Genomic DNA, 19,063 nt, shown 5'->3' on the forward strand with positions numbered 1-19,063 from the left:
CACTGCAAATTTCAGGATTACCGCAAAAACGCCTGCCGGTACTCCCCAGGCGTCCCGCCCAGAGCCTGCCGAAACCGATTGGTGAAATGACTCGCACTGGCAAACCCGCACGCCAGTGCAATCTCCCCCAGCGGCTGCGACGTTGAACGCAACAACTCCCGCGCCCGGCTCAGCCTGCGCGCCAATACATACTGATGCGGCGGCAAGCCAAAGCTCTCTCGGAACATCCGCGCAAAGTGGTATTCGGACAACGCGCACAACGCCGCCAATTGTCCCAGGCTGATGGCCTCGGCCAATTGAGTGTCGATGAACTCCACCAACTGCCGCCGCTGATGCGCCGCCAATCCACCCTTGAGCCGCAACCCCTCGCGCATGCCGACCTGACCGAGCAAGACGTGGCTGAGCATTTCATGGGCCAGGCTGCTGGTGAGCAGGCGTTCGCCGGGTTCGTCCCAGTTGAGGGTGAGCATGTGCCGAAAACGCCGGGCTTGCAGCGGATCGTCGAGGAAAGTGGCTTCGCGCAATTGCAGTTCGCGCGGTTCGCGGTCCAGCAGCGTGACGCAGCCGAGGGCGAATTGTTCGGGGCTGAAATACACGTGGGCCAGGCGAATGTCGCCATTGATCACCCAGCCCGATTGATGCTCGGCCGGCAGAATGCACAGCTTGTCCGGGCCGCCTTTAGTGCCGGGCTGGTCGCGGCGAAACGTACCGGTGCCGCCGGCGATGTAACAGGACAAGGTGTGATGGCTCGGCGCCTCATAGTCCTGGGCATCGTGATGGTTGCTCCACAAGGCTGCAGCCATGCCGTCACCGAGCTCGGCGCTGTGCTCAAGGCGAGCATTGGGCGAGCGGTTAAGAGCTTGAAAGACTTGCAGGGATTCCAATGCGGGCATGATCGCTTCTCTCCAACGCCTTGCATCCTACTCCGTAGGCCTTGCCGTGCCAGCCTCCGGGCCGACAAAAGCGCAAGTTTATGCAAGTGCGAAAAGGTGTGGCGCAGGACACTGAACGCCAATTGAGGAGTGTTTGCCATGAACCTGTCGTTGTACTTGCTGACCGTGCTGATCTGGGGCACCACCTGGATTGCCTTGAAATGGCAGCTGGGGGTGGTGGCGATTCCGGTGTCGATCGTCTATCGCTTTGGCCTTGCGGCGCTGGTGCTGTTCGTGATGTTGCTGCTCAGTCGTCGCCTGCAAGTGATGAACCGTCGCGGACACCTGATCTGCCTGGCGCAGGGCTTGTGCCTGTTCTGCGTCAACTTCATGTGCTTCCTGACCGCCAGCCAGTGGATTCCCAGCGGCCTGGTCGCCGTGGTTTTTTCCACCGCCACCCTGTGGAACGCCTTGAATGCGCGGGTGTTTTTCGGTCAGAAAATCGCCCGTAACGTATTGATGGGCGGGGCGCTGGGGTTGTTCGGGTTGGGGCTGTTGTTCTGGCCTGAGCTGGCCGGACATACCGCCAGCCCGGAAACTTTGCTCGGGCTGGGCCTGGCATTGCTCGGAACCCTGTGTTTCTCGGCCGGCAACATGCTGTCGAGTTTGCAGCAGAAGGCCGGTCTGAAACCGCTGACCACCAACGCCTGGGGCATGGCCTATGGCGCGGCGATGTTGTCGATATGGTGTCTGGTCAAAGGTATCCCGTTCGACATCGAATGGAGCGCGCGGTATGTCGGTTCGCTGCTGTACCTGGTGATCCCGGGCTCGGTGATCGGTTTCACCGCTTACCTGACACTGGTCGGGCGCATGGGGCCGGAGCGTGCGGCGTATTGCACCGTGCTTTTCCCTATCGTGGCGCTGAATGTGTCAGCGTTTGCCGAAGGCTATCAATGGACCGCGCCGGCATTGGTAGGGCTGGTGCTAGTGATGTTGGGCAACGTGCTGGTGTTTCGTAAACCCAAGGCGCCGATGGTGCAGGGGAATGGCAAGTTGGCTTGATTTGATGGGCAGACGCTTGAAAACGTCTGCCCGTTTTAATCAGCCTTTCCAGACTTGCGGGTTGACCAGATCTTGCGGTCGCTCGCCCAGCAAGGCGCTGCGCAGGTTGTCCAGGGCGCGGTTGGCCATGGCTTCGCGGGTTTCGTGGGTGGCGGAGCCGATGTGCGGCAATGTCACGGCGTTTTTCAGTTGGAACAATGGCGACTCGGCCAATGGTTCTTTTTCGTAGACGTCGAGGCCGGCACCGCGAATCCGGTTATTTTGCAGCGCTTCGATCAGGGCGGGTTCATCCACGACCGGGCCGCGGGCGATGTTGACCAGGATGGCGCTGGGTTTCATCAGTGCCAGTTCGCGGTGGCTGATCAAGTGCCGGGTTTTTTCGCTGAGCGGGACGACCAGGCAGACGAAATCGGCTTCGGCCAGGAGTTGGTCGAGTGTGCGGAATTGGGCGCCGAGTTCTTGTTCCAGTTCGGTCTTGCGGCTGTTGCCGCTGTAGATAATCGGCATGTTGAAGCCCAGTCGACCGCGACGGGCGATGGCGGCGCCGATGTTGCCCATGCCGACGATGCCGAGGGTTTTGCCGTGTACATCGGTGCCGAACAACGGCGCGCCGACGGTGGCTTGCCATTGGCCGGCCTTGGTCCAGGCGTCCAGTTCGGCGACGCGGCGGGCGCTGCTCATGAGCAGGGCGAAGGCGAGGTCGGCGGTGCTTTCGGTGAGGACGTCGGGGGTGTTGGTGAGCATGATGCCGCGTTCGTTGAAGTAGGCGACGTCGTAGTTGTCGTAGCCGACGGAGACGCTGGAGACGACTTCGAGTTTGGCGGCGTTTTGGAGTTGTTCGCGTCCGAGTTTGCGGCCGACGCCGATCAGGCCATGGGCGTGGGGCAGGGCTTCGTTGAATTGGGCGTTGATGTCGCCGTCTTTCGGGTTGGGGACGATGACGTTGAAGTCTTGTTTTAGGCGCTCGACCATTTCGGGGGTGACGCGGCTGAAGGCTAGGACGGTCTTTTTCATGAGGGGGCTCGTCGGGGCTTTTTGAATGCCTGGCACGCTAGCATTGTTCTTCGCTTTTGTGCGAGTGGTTGGGCTTGGTTACGTGGCGGCCTTTGGGCCGACCATGTTCTCTTGGATGTACCCGGCCCAACTGTGGGAGCGGGCTTGCTCGCGATGGTGGCCTGGCAGCCGACCATTTTCTTTCAGGTGTATACCGAACCCTGTGGGAGCTGGCCTGCCAGCGATGGCGGCCTGACAGCTGACCATTTTCTTTCAGGTGTACATATCCATTTCTGCGGTAACGGCCACCTAGGGTTTCGCCCTGACGGCGACTCACTTTTTTTACAAGCGCCTAAAAAAAGTAAGCAAAAAAACGCTCGCCCCGGCGTTCGGCCCCTCGCTTAGGCTCGGTGTTCCTTCGCTCCGGCATTCATCTGGGGGCATCGCCTCCGGTCGGCTTCGCTTCGACCTCCTCTCGATGTGTTCGACTTCGTCGAACGGCGCTACGCGCCTGCCCCCCAGATGAACGCCTCCACTCAGCCTGCCGAAGGGGCGGGTAGATCAAAAGCCAGATCAAGATCAAGAGCTGCAGGCGAGCTACCGCTCGGCCTGTTGAGTGGTGTAGAGCGAAGCGGGTACGCCGATCTATTGTGGGAGCTGGCCTGCCGGCGATGGCGGCCTGACAGCCGACCAGTCTCTTGCTGCTACCTCACTGATCGTTCCCTACGCTCCGCGTGGGAATGCAGCCAGGGACGCTCCGCGTTCCGATGGGGCGAGTGGATCAAGATCAAGAGCTGCAGGCGAGCTACCGCTCGGCCTGTTGAGTGGTGGGGAGCGAAGCGGGTACGCCGATGTATTGTGGGAGCTGGCCTGTCGGGCCGCCGCATCGCAGCGATGGCGGCCTGACAGCCGACCAGCCTCCTGCTGCTACCTCACTGATCGTTCCCTACGCTCCGCGTGGGAATGCAGCCAGGGACGCTCCGCGTTCCGATGGGGCGGGCGGATCAATATCAAAAGCTGCAGGCGAGCTACCGCTCGGCCTGTTAAGTGGTGAGGAGCGAAGCGTATATGCCGATCTATTGTGGGAGCTGGCCTGCCGGCGATGGCGGCCTGACAGCCGACCAGCCTCCTGCTGCTACCTCGCTGATCGTTCCCTACGCTCCGCGTGGGAATGCAGCCAGGGACGCTCCGCGTTCCGATGGGGCGGGCGGATCAATATCAAAAGCTGCAGGCGAGCTACCGCTCGGCCTGTTGAGTGGTGAGGAGCGAAGCGTATATGCCGATCTATTGTGGGAGCTGGCCTGCCAGCGATGGCGGTGTGTCGGCCAGCATCAATGCTGAATGTCGGACCGCCATCGCGAGCAGGCTCGCTCCCACAGGGGATCAGCTGTGTGGCGTAGATTTTGGTACGGCCACGTTATCCAGCATCCGGTTCACCGCCAGCTCGGCCAGCATCACTATCTGCTGAATCGCCATCGCTGTATGTCGATGCGGGCCTTCCAGATACCCCGCAAAATCACTCGCCATCACGCTGGCCTGGGCCAACGATTCACAGGTGTGGGCCAACAGGTCTTCGTCTTTGATCTCCGGCGCAATCAGGAACATGGTGCTTGGTTTGCGGTTGGCCGGTGATTTGAGGGCGGCGGGTTTGAGGTAGTGATCCAGTGCGCGTTCGGCGGCGTCGTTGAATTTTTTGGAGTCGGCGGATTCGTAGGGGGAGACGTCGTCGGCTTCCGGGGGATTTGGAGTTTCTTTAATCATTGGCAAAGATCCTTAGAGTCGAGGAGCTGCCACTTTTTCGTTTTCCAGACGAAGAGGTGGCAGCTGTACGCGGACTGGAAAAACCGAGAAAGGATCAAACCCGGCAGACCCGAAGGTCTCCCACGCACAGCCGCCATAACTCAAATTGCGGAGCTGAAAAAGCGCCGCATTATGTCATGTGCCGTGATCCTTATTCGGGTTTTCCAGACCCGATCGCTGAAAAGCCAGCGACCCGCAAAGCCTACCGATTTCCCGTCTGACCCAACAACCGACAGAGTTCGTCGGAAACATCCCGCAAATTCACCGCGTCTGTAGGACCGTGAGATCAGTTCGCCAGCCGGGCCCCACCCAGCGTCCCACTCAATTCATACGCCGACAGTTCCGCTTGATGTGCCGCCAGGATTTCCGGCAACGAACCCCGCAGATATTCGACCCAGGTTTTGATCTTCGCATCCAGGTACTGCCGCGATGGGTAGATCGCGTACAGATTCAATTCCTGTGACCGGTAGTTCGGCATCACCCGCACCAGTGTGCCGTTGCGCAGGCCTTCAATCGCCGCATACACCGGCAACACGCCAACCCCCATGCCGCTGGTGATGGCCGTTTTCATGGCGTCGGCCGAGTTCACCAGAAACGGTGAGCTGTTAATCGTGACCATCTCCTGGCCTTCAGGTCCGTCGAAGGTCCATTTCTCCAGCGGGATCACCGGGCTCACCAGTCGCAAGCACATGTGATTGAGCAAGTCGCTGGGCTTTTGTGCGCAGCCGTTGGCTTTCACGTACGCCGGTGAGGCGCAGACGATGCTGTAGGTGATGCCCAGGCGCTGGGACACGAAACCCGAGTCGGGCAGTTCGCTGGCGAGCACGATGGACACGTCGTAGCCTTCGTCGAGCAAATCCGGCACGCGGTTGGCCATGGTCAAGTCGAAGGTCACGTCGGGATGGGTCTTGCGGTAGCGGGCGATGGCGTCGATCACGAAGTGCTGGCCGATGCCGGTCATGGTGTGCACTTTGAGCTGCCCGGCCGGGCGGGCGTGGGCGTCGCTGGCTTCGGCTTCGGCTTCTTCGACGTAGGCCAGGATCTGCTCGCAGCGCAACAGGTAGCGCTTGCCGGCCTCGGTCAGCGCGATGCGGCGGGTGGTGCGGTTGAGCAGGCGGGTTTGCAGATGGGCTTCCAGATTGGAGACCGCGCGCGAAACGTTGGCCGTGGTGGTGTCCAGTTGCACGGCCGCGGCGGTGAAGCTGCCGGCCTCGGCCACGTAACTGAAGGCGCGCATGTTTTGCAAAGTGTCCATGGGGTGCTCTCGGGTGCGATGGCAAATTGTGACACGAAGTTACTGGGGCGGTGACCCCGACCAACGGATTATCGCGTTAACGGTAACAAAGATTCACAGGATTCCCAGCTTATCGCCAACAAAGCCCACCCCTAGAATTGCGCTACCTCTGTAGGAGCTGTCGAGTGCAACGAGGCTGCGATCTTTTGACTTTGTTTTTTAAAGACAGGATCAAAAGATCGCAGCCTCGTTGCACTCGACAGCTCCTACAGGGGATCAAATCTCACCTCAGGAAATCGCAGCAGTGCCGCGTCGCATCAGCAGAGCGCTTCAGACGCTCAGTGTTTTGGCTTTAACCCTGACCATCAGCGGCTGCATCGGAACCGGAGGTATTGCCCCACAGGGCAAGGCACTGGAGGCCAATTCACTGGCCACCGACGAAGCTATCCAGAGCGCCGCGCAGGACGCTCACTGGCCCACTGCCCGATGGTGGCAGGCCTATGGCGACTCGCAACTCAACCGCTGGATCGACCTCGCCGTGCAAGGCAGCCCGAGCATGGCCATGGCCGCCGCTCGTGTGCGTCAGGCCAAGGCCATGGCGGGTGTCGCCGAGTCTGCCAAATCATTGCAGATCAATGGCGACTCGACGCTCAAGCGCCACCACTGGCCCACCGATCAGTTCTACGGGCCGGGCGAGTTGGCCGACACCACGACCTGGGACAACAACGCCGCGCTGGGCTTCAGCTATGCCCTTGACCTCTGGGGTCGCGAAAGCAACACCACCGAGCGCGCGGTGGACATGGCGCACATGAGCGCCGCCGAAGCGCGCCTGGCCCAGCTTGAATTGCAGAACAACATCGTGCGCGCCTACATCGAACTCTCGTTGCACTACGCGCAGCGGGACATCGTCGAGGCCACCCTGAAACAGCAAGAGCAAATCCTCGACCTGGCGCAGAAACGCTTGAATGGCGGCATTGGCACTCATTTCGAGGTGAGTCAGGCGCAGGCGCCGCTGCCGGAAACCCACCGCCAGATTGACGCCCTGGAGGAAGAAATCGCCCTGAGTCGCAATCAACTCGCCGCGCTGGCGGGCAAGGGGCCGGGGGAGGGCGCGCAGTTGCAACGCCCGACGCTGTCGTTGGCCGCGCCGCTGAAACTGCCGTCGTCATTGCCCGCGCAATTGCTCGGGCAACGCCCGGACGTGGTCGCCAGTCGCTGGCAAGTGGCGGCTCAGGCGCGTGGAATTGACGTCGCTCACGCCGGTTTTTATCCCAACGTCGATCTGGTCGGCAGCCTTGGCTACATGGCCACCGGTGGCGGGGCGCTGGAGTTTTTGACCGGCAAGAAACTCAGCTACAGCGTCGGCCCGGCGATCTCGCTGCCGATTTTTGATGGCGGCCGCTTGCGTTCGGAACTGGGTGAAGCCTCGGCGGGGTTTGACATCGCCGTCGCCAAGTACAACCAGACCCTGGTCAATGCGCTAAAAAACATCTCGGACCAGTTGATCCGTCGCGAATCCATGGACAAACAGCAAGCCTTCGCCGCCGAGTCGGTGGCGATGGCGCAGAAGACCTACGACATCGCGATGATCGCCTATCAACGCGGGCTCACCGATTACCTCAACGTGCTCAACGCCCAGACCTTGTTGTTCAAGCAGCAGCAAGTCCAGCAGCAGGTGCAGGCCGCGCGGCTGAGCGCCCATGCTGAACTGGTGACGGCGCTGGGTGGAGGGCTTGGTGCGGGCGACGATGTACCCAAAGACAGCCAGACCGTTGCTCCCAAAACCCCGAAGCTTCTCAAGTGAACACAAAACCTGTGGGAGCCAGCCTGCTGGCGATGGCGGTGTGTCAGGTGACATCAGCATTGACTGACGCACCGCCATCGCCAGCAGGCTGGCTCCCACAGGTTCTCTACCTGACTGAATTACAGTGAGCAGGATTTCATGACTCCCTTGCCCGCACCTTTGCGCTGGCTGTACTCCCTTGAATGGCGCCGGGGTTTGTTCGACTGGGCACGCAGCGACGGCGTGACCTGGGTGTACATTTTCAAGGTGTTGTTCGCCGCATTCCTGACGCTGTGGCTGGCCATGCGCCTGGAATTGCCGCAGCCGCGCACGGCGATGATCACCGTGTTCATCGTCATGCAGCCGCAAAGCGGTCAGGTGTTCGCCAAGAGTTTCTATCGCTTCCTTGGCACCCTGATCGGGTCGGCGGTGATGGTTGCGCTGATTGCCCTGTTTGCGCAGAACACTGAACTGTTCCTCGGCTCGCTGGCGATCTGGGTCGGCATCTGCACGGCCGGCGCTGCGCGGTATCGCAACTTTCGCGCCTATGGTTTTGTGCTGGCCGGGTACACCGCCGCAATGGTCGGTCTGCCGGCATTGGCGCACCCGGATGGCGCGTTCATGGCAGCGGTCTGGCGGGTGCTGGAAATCTCTCTGGGGATTCTCTGCGCCACTGTGGTCAGCGCCGCGATCCTGCCGCAAACCGCCAGCGCGGCGATGCGCAACGCCTTGTATCAACGCTTCGGTGTGTTCGCCTTGTTCGTCACCGACGGCTTGCGCGGTCGCAGCAAACCGGAGGCTTTTGAGGCGAGCAACGTGCGCTTTATCGCCGAGGCCGTCGGGCTTGAAGGGCTGCGCAGCGTCACCGTGTTCGAGGACCCGCACATGCGTCGGCGCAACGGCCGGCTCAGTCGCCTGAACAGCGAATTCATGGGCATCACCACGCGGTTCAACGCCTTGCATCAGTTGCTCGAACGCTTGCGCAGCAGTGACGCGGATCATGTGGTCGCGGCGATCAAACCGGGACTGCAGGACCTGGCCGAGTTGCTCGATGGCTTTAGCGGTCGCGCCTTGACCAGCCCCGATGCCGCACGTTTGACGAACGCCTTGGCGACCTACAAGGAAAACCTGCCGGCCCGGGTTCGCCGCCTGCGGGCGACGTTTCAGGAGAGCAAGCCGAGCGACGCCGAGCAACTCGATTTCCACACCGCGTATGAGCTGCTCTATCGCTTCGTCGATGAGTTGCACAGTTATGCACAGACCCACGCCTCGCTGGCCGATCACAGCCATGCGCGGGAGCAATGGGACGAGCCGTTCACTCCGAAAACCAACTGGATGGCCTCGGCCGCGGCGGGCATTCGCGCGGCGTTCATTCTGGTGGTGCTGGGCAGCTATTGGGTGGCGACGGCGTGGCCGAGCGGGGCGACCATGACCCTGATCGCCGCGGCCACCGTGGGCCTGTCTGCGGCCACGCCGAACCCCAAGCGCATGGCGTTTCAAATGGCGTGCGGAACATTTCTCGGGGCGCTGATCGGCTTCTTCGAGATGTTTTTCATCTTCCCGTTGATCGATGGTTTTCCACTGCTATGCGTGATGCTCGCGCCGGTGATCGTGCTCGGGGCGTTCCTCACTTCACGGCCGCAATACGTTGGTGTCGGTCTCGGTTTGCTGATCTTCTTCAGCACTGGTTCGGTGCCGGACAATCTCACGGTCTACAACCCTTACGCGTTCATCAACGACTACATCGCCATGGTGATGGGCATGCTGGTGTGCGCGGCGGCCGGGGCGATCATCCTTCCGCCCAACAGCCGCTGGTTGTGGCGGCGCCTGGAGCAGGACCTGCGCGGGCAAGTGGTGTACGCCATCAGCGGCAAACTCAAGGGTTTGGCGTCGGGTTTTGAAAGCGGTACGCGGGACTTGTTGCACCAGGCCTACGGTTTCGCGGCGGGACAACCGCAGGTGCAACGAAACCTGCTGCGCTGGATGTTCGTGGTGCTGGAGGTCGGTCACGCGATCATCGAGTTGCGCAAGGAGCAGGCGATTCTGCCGGTGCACCCGGCCTATGCCGAATCCCAGCCGTGGCGTCAGGCGATCCGCGTGATGGGACGCTCGCTGGTGCGGCTGTTTCTGCAACCGAGCCAGAGCAATCTGGAGCGCGGATTGATCGCGGTCGACCATGCGATCAACCGCGTGCAAACCACCGATGAGCCGTTCGCCCCGCACTTCGACACCTCGGCCTTGCGTCGGGTGAAGAGCTATCTGCACTTCATCCGCACCTCGCTGCTCGACCCGCAATCACCGCTCGCCGGCTACCTGAAGGCCAGCGCCGTCGCCAAGCTCCAAGGACTTGAACATGCCTCGTGAAATCGCCTTCCACGGCGTGTACATGCCGACCATGACGTTGATGTTTTTCATCGCCGCGGCGCTGGCCTGGGCGCTGGACCGGTTCCTGTCCGGGTTCGACCTGTACCGCTTCTTCTGGCACCCGGCGCTGTTGCGCCTGAGTTTGTTTACCTGTCTGTTCGGCGCCCTGGCGCTGACTGTCTATCACTGACTTTTTATCATTGAAGAAGGCCCTGATGAAAAAGCTTTTCAGCCTGCTCGCCACCCTGCTGGTACTGGCCCTCGCGCTATGGATCGGCCGGACCCTGTGGGTGCATTACATGAACACGCCGTGGACCCGCGACGGTCGGGTGCGCGCCGACATCATCAACGTTGCCGCCGACGTCACCGGTGAAGTCGTGGACGTGCCGGTGCGCGACAACCAACAGGTGAAGAAGGGTGATTTGCTGATGCAGATCGACCCCGAGCATTACCGCATCGCAGTCAAACAAGCGCAGGCGCTGGTGGCCTCACGCAAGTCGACGTGGGAGATGCGCAAGGTCAACGCCCATCGCCGCGCCGACATGGACGCCTTGGTGATTTCCAAGGAAAACCGCGACGACGCCAGCAACATCGCCGACTCGGCGCTGGCCGATTACCAGCAAGCCCAGGCACAACTTGAAGCGGCCGAACTGAACCTCAAACGCACCGAAGTCCGCGCGGCGGTGGACGGTTACGTCACCAACCTGAACGTGCATCGCGGCGATTACGCGCGCATCGGCGAAGCGAAAATGGCCGTGGTCGATATGAACTCGTTCTGGGTGTATGGCTTCTTCGAAGAAACCAAACTGCCGCATGTGCGGGTGGGCGACAAGGCCGACATGCAGTTGATGAGCGGCGAAGTGTTGAAGGGGCATGTGGAGAGCATTTCGCGCGGTATTTATGACCGCGATAACCCGGAAAGTCGCGAGCTGATTGCCGATGTGAATCCGACGTTCAACTGGGTGCGCCTGGCGCAGCGAGTGCCGGTGCGGATTCACATTGATGAAGTGCCTGAAGGGGTGCTGTTGGCGGCCGGGATTACGTGCACGGTGGTGGTTAACTAGACGTTGGACCGCGTCGCCGCAATCGCGAGCAGGCTCGCTCCCACATTGATCGAGCCGGACGTGGATTCTGCGAACACCACAAATCCCCTGTGGGAGCGAGCCTGCTCGCGATGGGCGCGACGCGGACTTAGCCCTTGCAAAACGTCTCATGCAAATGCCGCCAAAGCACTTTGCCGTCGGCCTGTTTCTCGAACACCACCGTCGAGCGTCGATCAGAATGCAGGCCGGTTGCATCGGTCTGCTGCTCGCGATAACTCACCACCGCGCCACCGTCATAAAGCGCAATGCCGCGCAGTTCGCCGAGCTCAATCCTGAACCCGAGTTTCCTGCCGCCCGCCAGCATGAACAACTCGCTCAATGCCTCGAAATCCAGCACCCGGCCCAACGGCGAGACCATGGAAAATTGCGGCGAAAAACGCGCCAGCAGTTGTTCAAGCACAGACTCGTCCAGTTCCAGGGCCAACCATTTTTCGATAGCGATGTGGGCCTGGATGACTTCGTCAAAATATTCGCTGTAGTCGGTCATGTTTTTTCCAGTCATTTTGCTGCGTCTGGTTTGACGTCTTCGCGGGCCAGCCCTCCCACGGAGAGCGCCGCGAAACCTGTGGGAGCGGGCTTGCCCGCGATAGCGTCGACCCGATTTAAAGTTGCCCCTTCAACCCAAACCGCTTCATCAACCCCGCCTGCAACAACCCTTTGGGCAACAACCCGGCCAACAGCGGCAACGCCCGGCTGCCATTGCCCAGGCGAATCAGGCGCGGCGGGTTGCTTTGTTGCACGGCCTTGAGCAGACCCTCGGCAAATTCCCTGGCCGGCGTCGGCTTGTCCTGAGAGGCCTTGGCGCGTGCGCGAATGCCTTCACGCAGTGGAAACCACGGCGATTGTTCGGTGATCAATTGTTCCGCTTCATGGCCGGCATTCTTGGCGAAACTGGATTCGATGGCGCCCGGCTGGACCTCCATCACGCGAACCCCGAACGGCGCCAGTTCCATGCGCAACGCATCGCTCAATGCATGCACCGCCGCTTTCGAGGCGCAATACGCGCCGGCGAACGGCGTGACCAACACCCCGGAAACGCTGCCGATGTTTACCACCAGGCCTTTGGCGCGGCGCAGCACCGGGAACATCGCACGGGTTACGCCGACAATGGCAAAGACGTTGGTTTCGAACTGCCGCTGCATCGCCGGCACACCGCCGTCGAGCAAGGGGCCCATGGCGCCGTAACCGGCGTTGTTGATCAGCACGTCAAGGCCGCCACGTTGCTGATTGATCTGCTCGCTCAATTGTTCAAGCGCGGCGGCGTCGTTGACGTCCAGTTGCACCGCCGTGAAACCCGCGGCGGCCAGCGCCGCGACGTCATCAGCCTTGCGCGCACTGGCCCAGACTTCATATCCGGCACTCTTGAACACATCGGCCAGGGCGCGGCCAATGCCGCTGGAACAACCGGTAATCAACGCAACAGGCATGGCGCGGTCCTTGTGCAATAGAAAAAAGGGAAGATTAGTCTGAGAAACTACCTTGCAGATGTTCGGCGCGAAACTCCAGGGTTTGCGGGCGATAACCGGGACGCAGTGGCGGCAATGGCAAACAGTCTTCCCAATTGGCGCCAGCCTGCAGTTCGCCAGGGCCGCGATAGCGTGGGGCGGCGTATTGATTGTCGGCCAGGTTGACCGTATCGCCCGGCGCGTACGCGGCGATGCGCCAGCGCAACTCGGTGAGCGGCACGTCGTTGCCGTTGTTCATTTTCAGTAGCAGGGGGCGGTCGGCCGGGCATTGCTCGGGGGAGTAGGTAATGCGCAGTTCAAGACGCGCCAGTTGCTTGACCTCGCGGTTGTCCATCCAGATTACCCACGTAGCCACCAGGCCCAGGCCAATGGCGGCCGCCACAGAGACCGGCAACGCTTTGGCCGGATAGCGCAGCAACAGGATCAGCCAGGTAATGACCAGCAAGACGCCGATGAACATGTTTTAACGCTCCTTGAACTCATGACCACCATCCTACCGAAGGGCCGCGGGAATGGACATTCGCGGTTCAAGGGCGTGTACCGCTGGTCGCTACTGTAATTTCTGACAGTAGCCAGGCCATCACCGCGACGATTAGATGGCCATTGGCAAAAAAGGACATTCAGGGCATGCCGGCCACGACGATGGGAATGCACTACAACACACCCAAAGTGTTTGTCTTCGATCCGCGAGGATTGCCCGTCTGTTCGGTTGAATATTGGCGTGAGGTTGAAGGCATCGCCGCTCAGGCGCGATTTAATCGCACGCTCCACGATGCCGCGGGTTTCCCGATAAAACAGTGGGACCCTCGGCTGTGGGCGTTGCACGAAGACGACCCCGCAGTCCCCGCCAACATCACCACAGTGCATTCGCTGCTCGGCCATCCCGTTTGCACGAACAGTGTCGATGCCGGCTCCACAGTCAGTCTGTTTGGCCTGGCCGATCAGGTGCTGTTCAGCTGGGACAGCCGCGGGATACGACGCGAGGTTGAATACGACGACCTGATTCGGCCCGTGGCGGTGTTCGAACACCTGGCGACCGAACCACGACGTTGTGCTGAACGCATGGAGTATGGGCGTGCCGAACCGGGGGCTCAGGATCATAACCAATGCGGGGAATTGATTCGCCAGGATAGCCCGGGCGGGACCGTGCTGTTTGAGTCGTTCGCAATCACTGGCCAGTGCACAAGGCAGGCTCAACACTTCACTTTAGCGGCCGTTGCCCCTGATTGGCCCGAGCCGATTGCCGAGCGTGAGGCGTTATTGGAACCAGGTGAGGGCGCAATCTCGACGTGGCGTTACGGGCCGCACGGTGAGGTGCTGGAAAGGGTCGATGCCCGGCAGAACACCCAGAGGTTTGACTTCACCCGTGATGGTCGGTTGCGTCAGAGCGAACTCAAACTGGCCGGCAAGCTCACGTGGCAAACGCTGGTCCGCGAGATCGAGTACAACGCCGACGGACAAGTCACGCGAGAAGTGGCGGGCAACGACGTACAAACAACACTTACGTATTGCGCCGAGAGTGGTCACTTGATGACGCGGCGGGCGCACAGCGAGCGTACCGATGAGTTGCAACATCTGCTCTATGACTATGACTGCATGGGCAATGTGCTGAGTATCGAAGACAAGGCGTTGCCGGTGCGTTATTTCAACAATCAACGCATCGAACCCGTTAGTCGATACTGGTATGACAGTTTGTATCAATTGATCGCGGCGATTGGCTGGGAGGCGGGCGCCGCCAATCAAGGGCCGGCCTCAGTCGACCGTAACGATCCTGCAGCGCTCGGTAACTACCACCAAACCTTCAGCCATGACGAAAGCGGCAATTTGCTGAAGTTAACGCATGTGGGGGCCCAAAGTCCTGGGCGCGAACTTAAGGCTGCCCGGTACAGCAATCGTTGCTTGCCATACCGCAACGGGGTGCCGCCGACCGAAAATGAAATCGCCGCGGCATTCGATGCCAAGGGCAACTTGCTGGAGCTGGATCAGGGGCGGTTCTTGACGTGGGACCTGCGCAATCAATTGCAGTCGGTCAGCCCTGTGGAACGTAGATCCGGGCGTAATGACTGTGAATGTTATTTCTACGATACCGGCGGCCAGCGAGTGCGCAAGATTCGTTCATTGCAGACCAATGCCCGAACCGTGAAAGCCGAGGTGCGTTACCTGCCGGAGCTGGAACTGCGCACTGACAGTGGTACTGGAGAAGTGCTGCACGTCATCACCGCGCAGGCCGGACTCAATACGGTTCGGGTATTGCACTGGGAAACCGACCCACCGTCCGGGGTCAATGATCAATACCGGTACAACCTGGTCGATCACCTGAAGTCCTGCACCCTGGAACTGGCCGACGACGCACGCATCATCAGCCAGGAAGTGTTCTATCCCTTCGGTGAAACGGCATGGTTTGCCCGTTCGGACGTCATCGGCGTCGACTATAAAACCATCCGCTATTCGGGTAAGGAGCGGGATGCGACGGGGCTTTGTTACTACGGTTTTCGGTACTACGTGCCGTGGTTGTTCCGTTGGCTGAATCCGGACCCCGCGGGGAATGTGGATGGACTGAATCTGTATTGGATGACCCGAAACAACCCGGTCAGCTTGATTGATGACAGTGGAGCCATTTCGAAAAAGCCCTTGAGTAACGGCTTACGGGCACCGGTCATCGCCGCGGGTAATGAGCGCGAAGTGCCGGGTGCCAAGCCCGTTGATGCGGGAAAACCTATCCACATGGTGCCATTCACGGGGCAGTCAGCGGATATCCTCAAGGCATTGTCGATTCCTGAATTTAGCCATGTGGGGGTTAACACAGACTTGCTGATGTCAACGAAAGTCGCTTATTCACCGCAGGTCAGTTCGCAACTGGCGAATAAAGAAGGTGGCGCCAGTTTTATATTTTCAATGCAGCGGATGACGTATTCCGGCGCGGCGGTGGGTGAGTTCAATGCCCTCAAGGTTGTCGATATCGCTGCCGGTGAAATTCCTGAACAGTCCAGCGCAGTCTCCGGCTTTTGGGCTGCGCAGGGAGGGTATGTAGACATACCTGTCCATCCCCAAGGCACGGACCCTGAATTTGTTTTTACACCGGGTTTCAGTGGTTGTTCGCTGACGGTCGATCAGCTCAATGACAATGTATTGCGGGTGAGGCACGTAGAGGGTTCAAAAGAAGATGCGCAATACAACACGTTACCTTCCGCTGAGCACGGACTGGGGCTCAGCGCATCGATGGAATTTCCCGATTATGGATTTGATGTTGATGAAAATAACAGTGTGATCACAGAGACAACCGGGTTCGCCTTTATGAGGTACGACCGAAAAACAAAGGCGTGGGACATTCATTATCAAACTCTTCAAGGTGCAGCGACCATCGGAAAGTATGCCCCGACCCGGCGAGGTTTTTTTGGCGCGACAAAGTCTTCTGTAAATGTGTTCGAGCGTACCAAGGTCAGAAACACCATGAACAAAAAGGTAGTCACCGCCAGGCAGTAATTCGGCGGGACAAAAAAGACCCCCGCCCAACTAACTGCGGGAAAAGACATTCAAGGGCAGCCGCGATCATCATTGGTGGCCACTGTAATTTACTGACAGTAGCCAGGCAGTCACCGCCACGATTAGATGGCCATTGGCAAAAAAGGACATTCAGGGCATGCCGGCCATGACGATGGGAATGCACTACAACACACCCAAAGTGTTTGTCTTCGATCCGCGAGGATTGCCCGTCTGTTCGGTTGAATATTGGCGTGAGGTTGAAGGCATCGCCGCTCAGGCGCGATTTAATCGCACGCTCCACGATGCCGCGGGTTTCCCGATAAGGCAGTGGGACCCTCGGCTGTGGGCGTTGCACGAAGACGACCCCGCAGTCCCCGCCAACATCACCACAGTGCATTCGCTGCTCGGCCATCCCGTTTGCACGAACAGTGTCGATGCCGGCTCCACAGTCAGTCTGTTTGGCCTGGCCGATCAGGTGCTGTTCAGCTGGGACAGTCGCGGGATACGACGCGAGGTTGAATATGACGACCTGCTTCGGCCCGTGGCGGTGTTCGAACACCTGGCGACCGAACCACGACGTTGTGCTGAACGCATGGAGTATGGGCGTGCCGAACCGGGGGCTCAGGATCATAACCAATGCGGGGAATTGATTCGCCAGGATAGCCCGGGCGGGACCGTGCTGTTTGAGTCGTTCGCAATCACTGGCCAGTGCACAAGGCAGGCTCAACACTTCACTTTAGCGGCCGCTGCCCCTGATTGGCCGGAGCCGATTGCTGATCGCAACAGTGTGTTGGAGCCCGGCGATGGTGCCGTTTCCACGTGGCGGTTCGATCCGCTGGGTAATGTACTGGAATCAGTCGATGCCAGGCAGAACCGTCAGACCTTTGGCTTCACCCTTGATGGGCGATTGCACCACAGCGTCCTTAAGCACTCAGGCAAACCGACCGGGCACACACTGGTCAGTGAAATCGAGTACAACGCCGAGGGGCAGATCACAGGAGAAGTGGCAGGCAACGGCGTACAAACAACGCTGACGTACTGCGCCAAGAGTGGTCGCTTGATGACCCGGCGGGCGCACAGCGAGCGTACCGGTGAGTTGCAACATCTGCTCTACGCCTATGACCGCATGGGCAATGTGTTGAGTATCGAAGACAAAGCGTTGCCGGTGCGTTATTTCAACAATCAACGCATCGAACCCGTTAGTCGATACTGGTATGACAGTTTGTATCAATTAATCGTTGCGATTGGCTGGGAGGCGGGCGCCGCCAATCAAGGGCCGGCCTCGGTGGGGCGCAACGATCCCGCGGCGCTCAGTACCTACCGCCAGACCTACAGCTATGACGACGGCGGCAACTTGCTGGAGGTAAAACACGTCGGCGCACAAAGCCCGGGGCGCCAGCTAAGAGCTGCCCGGTACAGCAATCGTTGCTTGCCATACCGCAACGGGGTGCCGCCGACCGAAAATGAAATCGCCGCGGCATTCGATGCCAAGGGCAACTTGCTGGAGCTGGATCAGGGACGGTTGTTGACGTGGGACCTGCGCAATCAATTGCACTCGGTCAACCCCGTGGAACGTGAATCCGGACGTAATGACTGTGAATGTTATTTCTACGATACCGGCGGCCAGCGAGTGCGCAAGATTCGTTCATGGCAGACCAATGCCCGAACCGTGAAATCCGAAGTGCGTTACCTGCCGGAGCTGGAAATGCGCACTGACAGTGGCACTGGAGAAGTGCTCCACGTCATCACCGCGCTGGCCGGACTCAATACGGTTCGGGTATTGCACTGGGAAAGCGACCCACCGTCCGGGGTCAACGATCAATACCGGTACAGCCTGGTCGATCACCTGAAGTCTTGCACGGTGGAATTGGCCGACGACGCACGCATCATCAGCCAGGAAGTGTTCTATCCCTTTGGCGAAACTGCATGGTTTACCGGTTCGGCCGTCGACTATAAGACCATTCGTTATTCGGGTAAGGAGCGGGATGCGACGGGGCTTTATTACTACGGCCTGCGTTATTACATCCCGTGGTTGCAGCGCTGGCTCAATCCCGATCCTGCCGGTGATGTCGATGGTCTGAATTTTTATGCGATGGTCATTAACAACCCAATGACGTTCATTGATTCATCCGGCCTGCAACATGACGTAGTGGGGGACTACGAGATCGACATTGGCAGGTTTCAGCGACTGGGATTGAAGGCCAAGGCGATGTCGGCAAAAGTCGCGGTCTTTGACAGTAAAACCGAAACGTTTAAACCCAGCTCCGGATTTAAAGCCGTGGAAGTGGGTGTCGACGTTGAATACTCCGTTGGCAAGGATGAGCTTATACGCAGCTTGAAGGAGTACAAACGGGGGTTCAAACATGCATCGAGGATGTTTACGGACGCCAAGTCCGGAGAGCCCCAAATGAATTTTGAGCTAGGAGAAACAATATCGTCAGAGATGGTGGCGTGGGCGGAGTCGGGTTTTCAGAAAACCCGGATCATCGAGTCGGCCCCTGGAAGTGCCAACCCGCAAAAAGTTGTCGAGAACAGGTTCTTTGCGATTTTGAGGAAAGAAGACAAGCTCAAGGCACCGGGAGCCCGGCATATTTACGCAATCGCGGCGATTTCCACAACGATGGACAAGGGGGCTGCCAGTAATGACACGGAGGCCAAGGTGGAGTTTTTGGTGGCAAACCCTGCCTCCCAGCTGAAGGCAAACGAACTCAAAATAGCCGCGGACGCCGGGGTCGTGTCCAAAGATGTCTCGAGTGTACGAGGCGTGGGCAACTTTCTGACCCTCAAATCGTTGAATACGATAAACAAGACCAGCAAGGTAGTAAAAATCACCACTCGGGCAGTTAACCCAAGGTCAGCCGCGATTGCCTCGAGATCAGGCGCTAGATGGACGGGATAAAAAA

The 19,063-nt window shown here is 59.6% G+C and carries 14 protein-coding genes; 7 read left to right on the forward strand and 7 right to left on the reverse strand.

Features of this window, described 5'->3' with window-relative positions:
- Positions 1-17: 17 nt before the first annotated feature.
- Positions 18-893, reverse strand: coding sequence for a helix-turn-helix domain-containing protein (locus K5K95_RS13655; RefSeq protein WP_222589847.1), 876 nt, complete (start codon positions 891-893; stop codon positions 18-20).
- Between the two features lie 138 nt (positions 894-1,031).
- Here K5K95_RS13655 and K5K95_RS13660 point away from each other — a divergent pair, with 138 nt between their 5' ends.
- Complete coding sequence (locus tag K5K95_RS13660) at positions 1,032-1,934, forward strand: DMT family transporter (RefSeq protein ID WP_222589848.1); 903 nt, start codon at positions 1,032-1,034, stop codon at positions 1,932-1,934.
- A gap of 39 nt (positions 1,935-1,973) precedes the next feature.
- Here K5K95_RS13660 and K5K95_RS13665 read toward each other — a convergent pair whose 3' ends face one another.
- The 3 genes from K5K95_RS13665 to K5K95_RS13675 form a co-directional block, all read right to left on the reverse strand.
- Positions 1,974-2,948, reverse strand: a complete 975-nt coding sequence (locus tag K5K95_RS13665; protein WP_222589849.1) for a 2-hydroxyacid dehydrogenase — start codon at positions 2,946-2,948, stop codon at positions 1,974-1,976.
- 1,362 nt (positions 2,949-4,310) lie between these two features.
- Entirely contained in the window at positions 4,311-4,688 is a 378-nt protein-coding gene (locus K5K95_RS13670) for a DUF6124 family protein (protein ID WP_222589850.1), read from the reverse strand.
- Between the two features lie 325 nt (positions 4,689-5,013).
- On the reverse strand, positions 5,014-5,982 hold the full coding sequence (locus tag K5K95_RS13675) for a LysR family transcriptional regulator (protein ID WP_222589851.1): 969 nt from the start codon (positions 5,980-5,982) through the stop codon (positions 5,014-5,016).
- A gap of 283 nt (positions 5,983-6,265) precedes the next feature.
- Between K5K95_RS13675 and K5K95_RS13680 the strand changes: the two genes are divergently transcribed.
- From K5K95_RS13680 to K5K95_RS13695, 4 genes are all read left to right on the forward strand, one after another.
- Positions 6,266-7,765 carry an efflux transporter outer membrane subunit gene (locus K5K95_RS13680; RefSeq protein ID WP_222589852.1) on the forward strand — a complete coding sequence of 500 codons (1,500 nt, stop codon included), beginning with the start codon at positions 6,266-6,268 and terminating at the stop codon, positions 7,763-7,765.
- A 138-nt stretch (positions 7,766-7,903) separates the two neighbouring features.
- A complete protein-coding gene (locus K5K95_RS13685; protein WP_222589853.1) occupies positions 7,904-10,108 on the forward strand; it encodes an FUSC family protein in 2,205 nt (734 codons plus the stop codon).
- Positions 10,098-10,298: a DUF1656 domain-containing protein gene (locus K5K95_RS13690; RefSeq protein WP_008153498.1), complete on the forward strand. Its 201-nt coding sequence runs from the start codon at positions 10,098-10,100 to the stop codon at positions 10,296-10,298. Before K5K95_RS13685 ends, K5K95_RS13690 begins: the two co-directional genes overlap by 11 nt.
- A 25-nt stretch (positions 10,299-10,323) precedes the next feature.
- Positions 10,324-11,172: an HlyD family secretion protein gene (locus K5K95_RS13695; protein WP_222589854.1), complete on the forward strand. Its 849-nt coding sequence runs from the start codon at positions 10,324-10,326 to the stop codon at positions 11,170-11,172.
- 127 nt (positions 11,173-11,299) lie between these two features.
- On the opposite strand, the gene K5K95_RS13700 is transcribed toward K5K95_RS13695, so the two are convergent.
- The 3 genes from K5K95_RS13700 to K5K95_RS13710 all read right to left on the reverse strand — a co-directional run bounded on the left by K5K95_RS13700 (position 11,300) and on the right by K5K95_RS13710 (position 13,137).
- A complete protein-coding gene (locus K5K95_RS13700; protein ID WP_222589855.1) occupies positions 11,300-11,698 on the reverse strand; it encodes a DUF4440 domain-containing protein in 399 nt (132 codons plus the stop codon).
- 115 nt (positions 11,699-11,813) lie between these two features.
- Positions 11,814-12,638: an SDR family oxidoreductase gene (locus K5K95_RS13705; RefSeq protein ID WP_222589856.1), complete on the reverse strand. Its 825-nt coding sequence runs from the start codon at positions 12,636-12,638 to the stop codon at positions 11,814-11,816.
- 34 nt (positions 12,639-12,672) lie between these two features.
- Complete coding sequence (locus K5K95_RS13710; protein WP_222589857.1) at positions 12,673-13,137, reverse strand: multidrug transporter; 465 nt, start codon at positions 13,135-13,137, stop codon at positions 12,673-12,675.
- A 167-nt stretch (positions 13,138-13,304) separates the two neighbouring features.
- On the opposite strand from K5K95_RS13710, the gene K5K95_RS13715 reads away from it, so the two are divergent.
- Positions 13,305-16,160, forward strand: a complete 2,856-nt coding sequence (locus tag K5K95_RS13715; protein WP_261398153.1) for an RHS repeat domain-containing protein — start codon at positions 13,305-13,307, stop codon at positions 16,158-16,160.
- A 157-nt stretch (positions 16,161-16,317) separates the two neighbouring features.
- Positions 16,318-19,059, forward strand: a complete 2,742-nt coding sequence (locus K5K95_RS13720) for an RHS repeat domain-containing protein (RefSeq protein ID WP_261398154.1) — start codon at positions 16,318-16,320, stop codon at positions 19,057-19,059.
- The last annotated feature ends 4 nt before the right edge of the window (positions 19,060-19,063 follow it).

The sequence above is a fragment of the Pseudomonas sp. DR48 genome (assembly GCF_019823085.1).
In the GTDB taxonomy this organism is placed as follows: Bacteria; Pseudomonadota; Gammaproteobacteria; order Pseudomonadales; family Pseudomonadaceae; genus Aquipseudomonas.

Bases quoted from the DNA above. Each gene is read 5' to 3' on its own strand.
- K5K95_RS13710 (WP_222589857.1), bottom strand. From the start codon at position 13,137: ATGTTCATCGGCGTCTTGCTGGTCATTACCTGGCTGATCCTGTTGCTG.
- K5K95_RS13665 (WP_222589849.1), bottom strand. From the start codon at position 2,948: ATGAAAAAGACCGTCCTAGCCTTCAGCCGCGTCACCCCCGAAATGGTC.
- K5K95_RS13655 (WP_222589847.1), bottom strand. From the start codon at position 893: ATGCCCGCATTGGAATCCCTGCAAGTCTTTCAAGCTCTTAACCGCTCG.
- K5K95_RS13695 (WP_222589854.1), top strand. From the start codon at position 10,324: ATGAAAAAGCTTTTCAGCCTGCTCGCCACCCTGCTGGTACTGGCCCTC.
- K5K95_RS13685 (WP_222589853.1), top strand. From the start codon at position 7,904: ATGACTCCCTTGCCCGCACCTTTGCGCTGGCTGTACTCCCTTGAATGG.
- K5K95_RS13690 (WP_008153498.1), top strand. From the start codon at position 10,098: ATGCCTCGTGAAATCGCCTTCCACGGCGTGTACATGCCGACCATGACG.
- K5K95_RS13720 (WP_261398154.1), top strand. From the start codon at position 16,318: ATGCCGGCCATGACGATGGGAATGCACTACAACACACCCAAAGTGTTT.
- K5K95_RS13675 (WP_222589851.1), bottom strand. From the start codon at position 5,982: ATGGACACTTTGCAAAACATGCGCGCCTTCAGTTACGTGGCCGAGGCC.
- K5K95_RS13660 (WP_222589848.1), top strand. From the start codon at position 1,032: ATGAACCTGTCGTTGTACTTGCTGACCGTGCTGATCTGGGGCACCACC.
- K5K95_RS13700 (WP_222589855.1), bottom strand. From the start codon at position 11,698: ATGACCGACTACAGCGAATATTTTGACGAAGTCATCCAGGCCCACATC.
- K5K95_RS13705 (WP_222589856.1), bottom strand. From the start codon at position 12,638: ATGCCTGTTGCGTTGATTACCGGTTGTTCCAGCGGCATTGGCCGCGCC.
- K5K95_RS13670 (WP_222589850.1), bottom strand. From the start codon at position 4,688: ATGATTAAAGAAACTCCAAATCCCCCGGAAGCCGACGACGTCTCCCCC.
- K5K95_RS13715 (WP_261398153.1), top strand. From the start codon at position 13,305: ATGCCGGCCACGACGATGGGAATGCACTACAACACACCCAAAGTGTTT.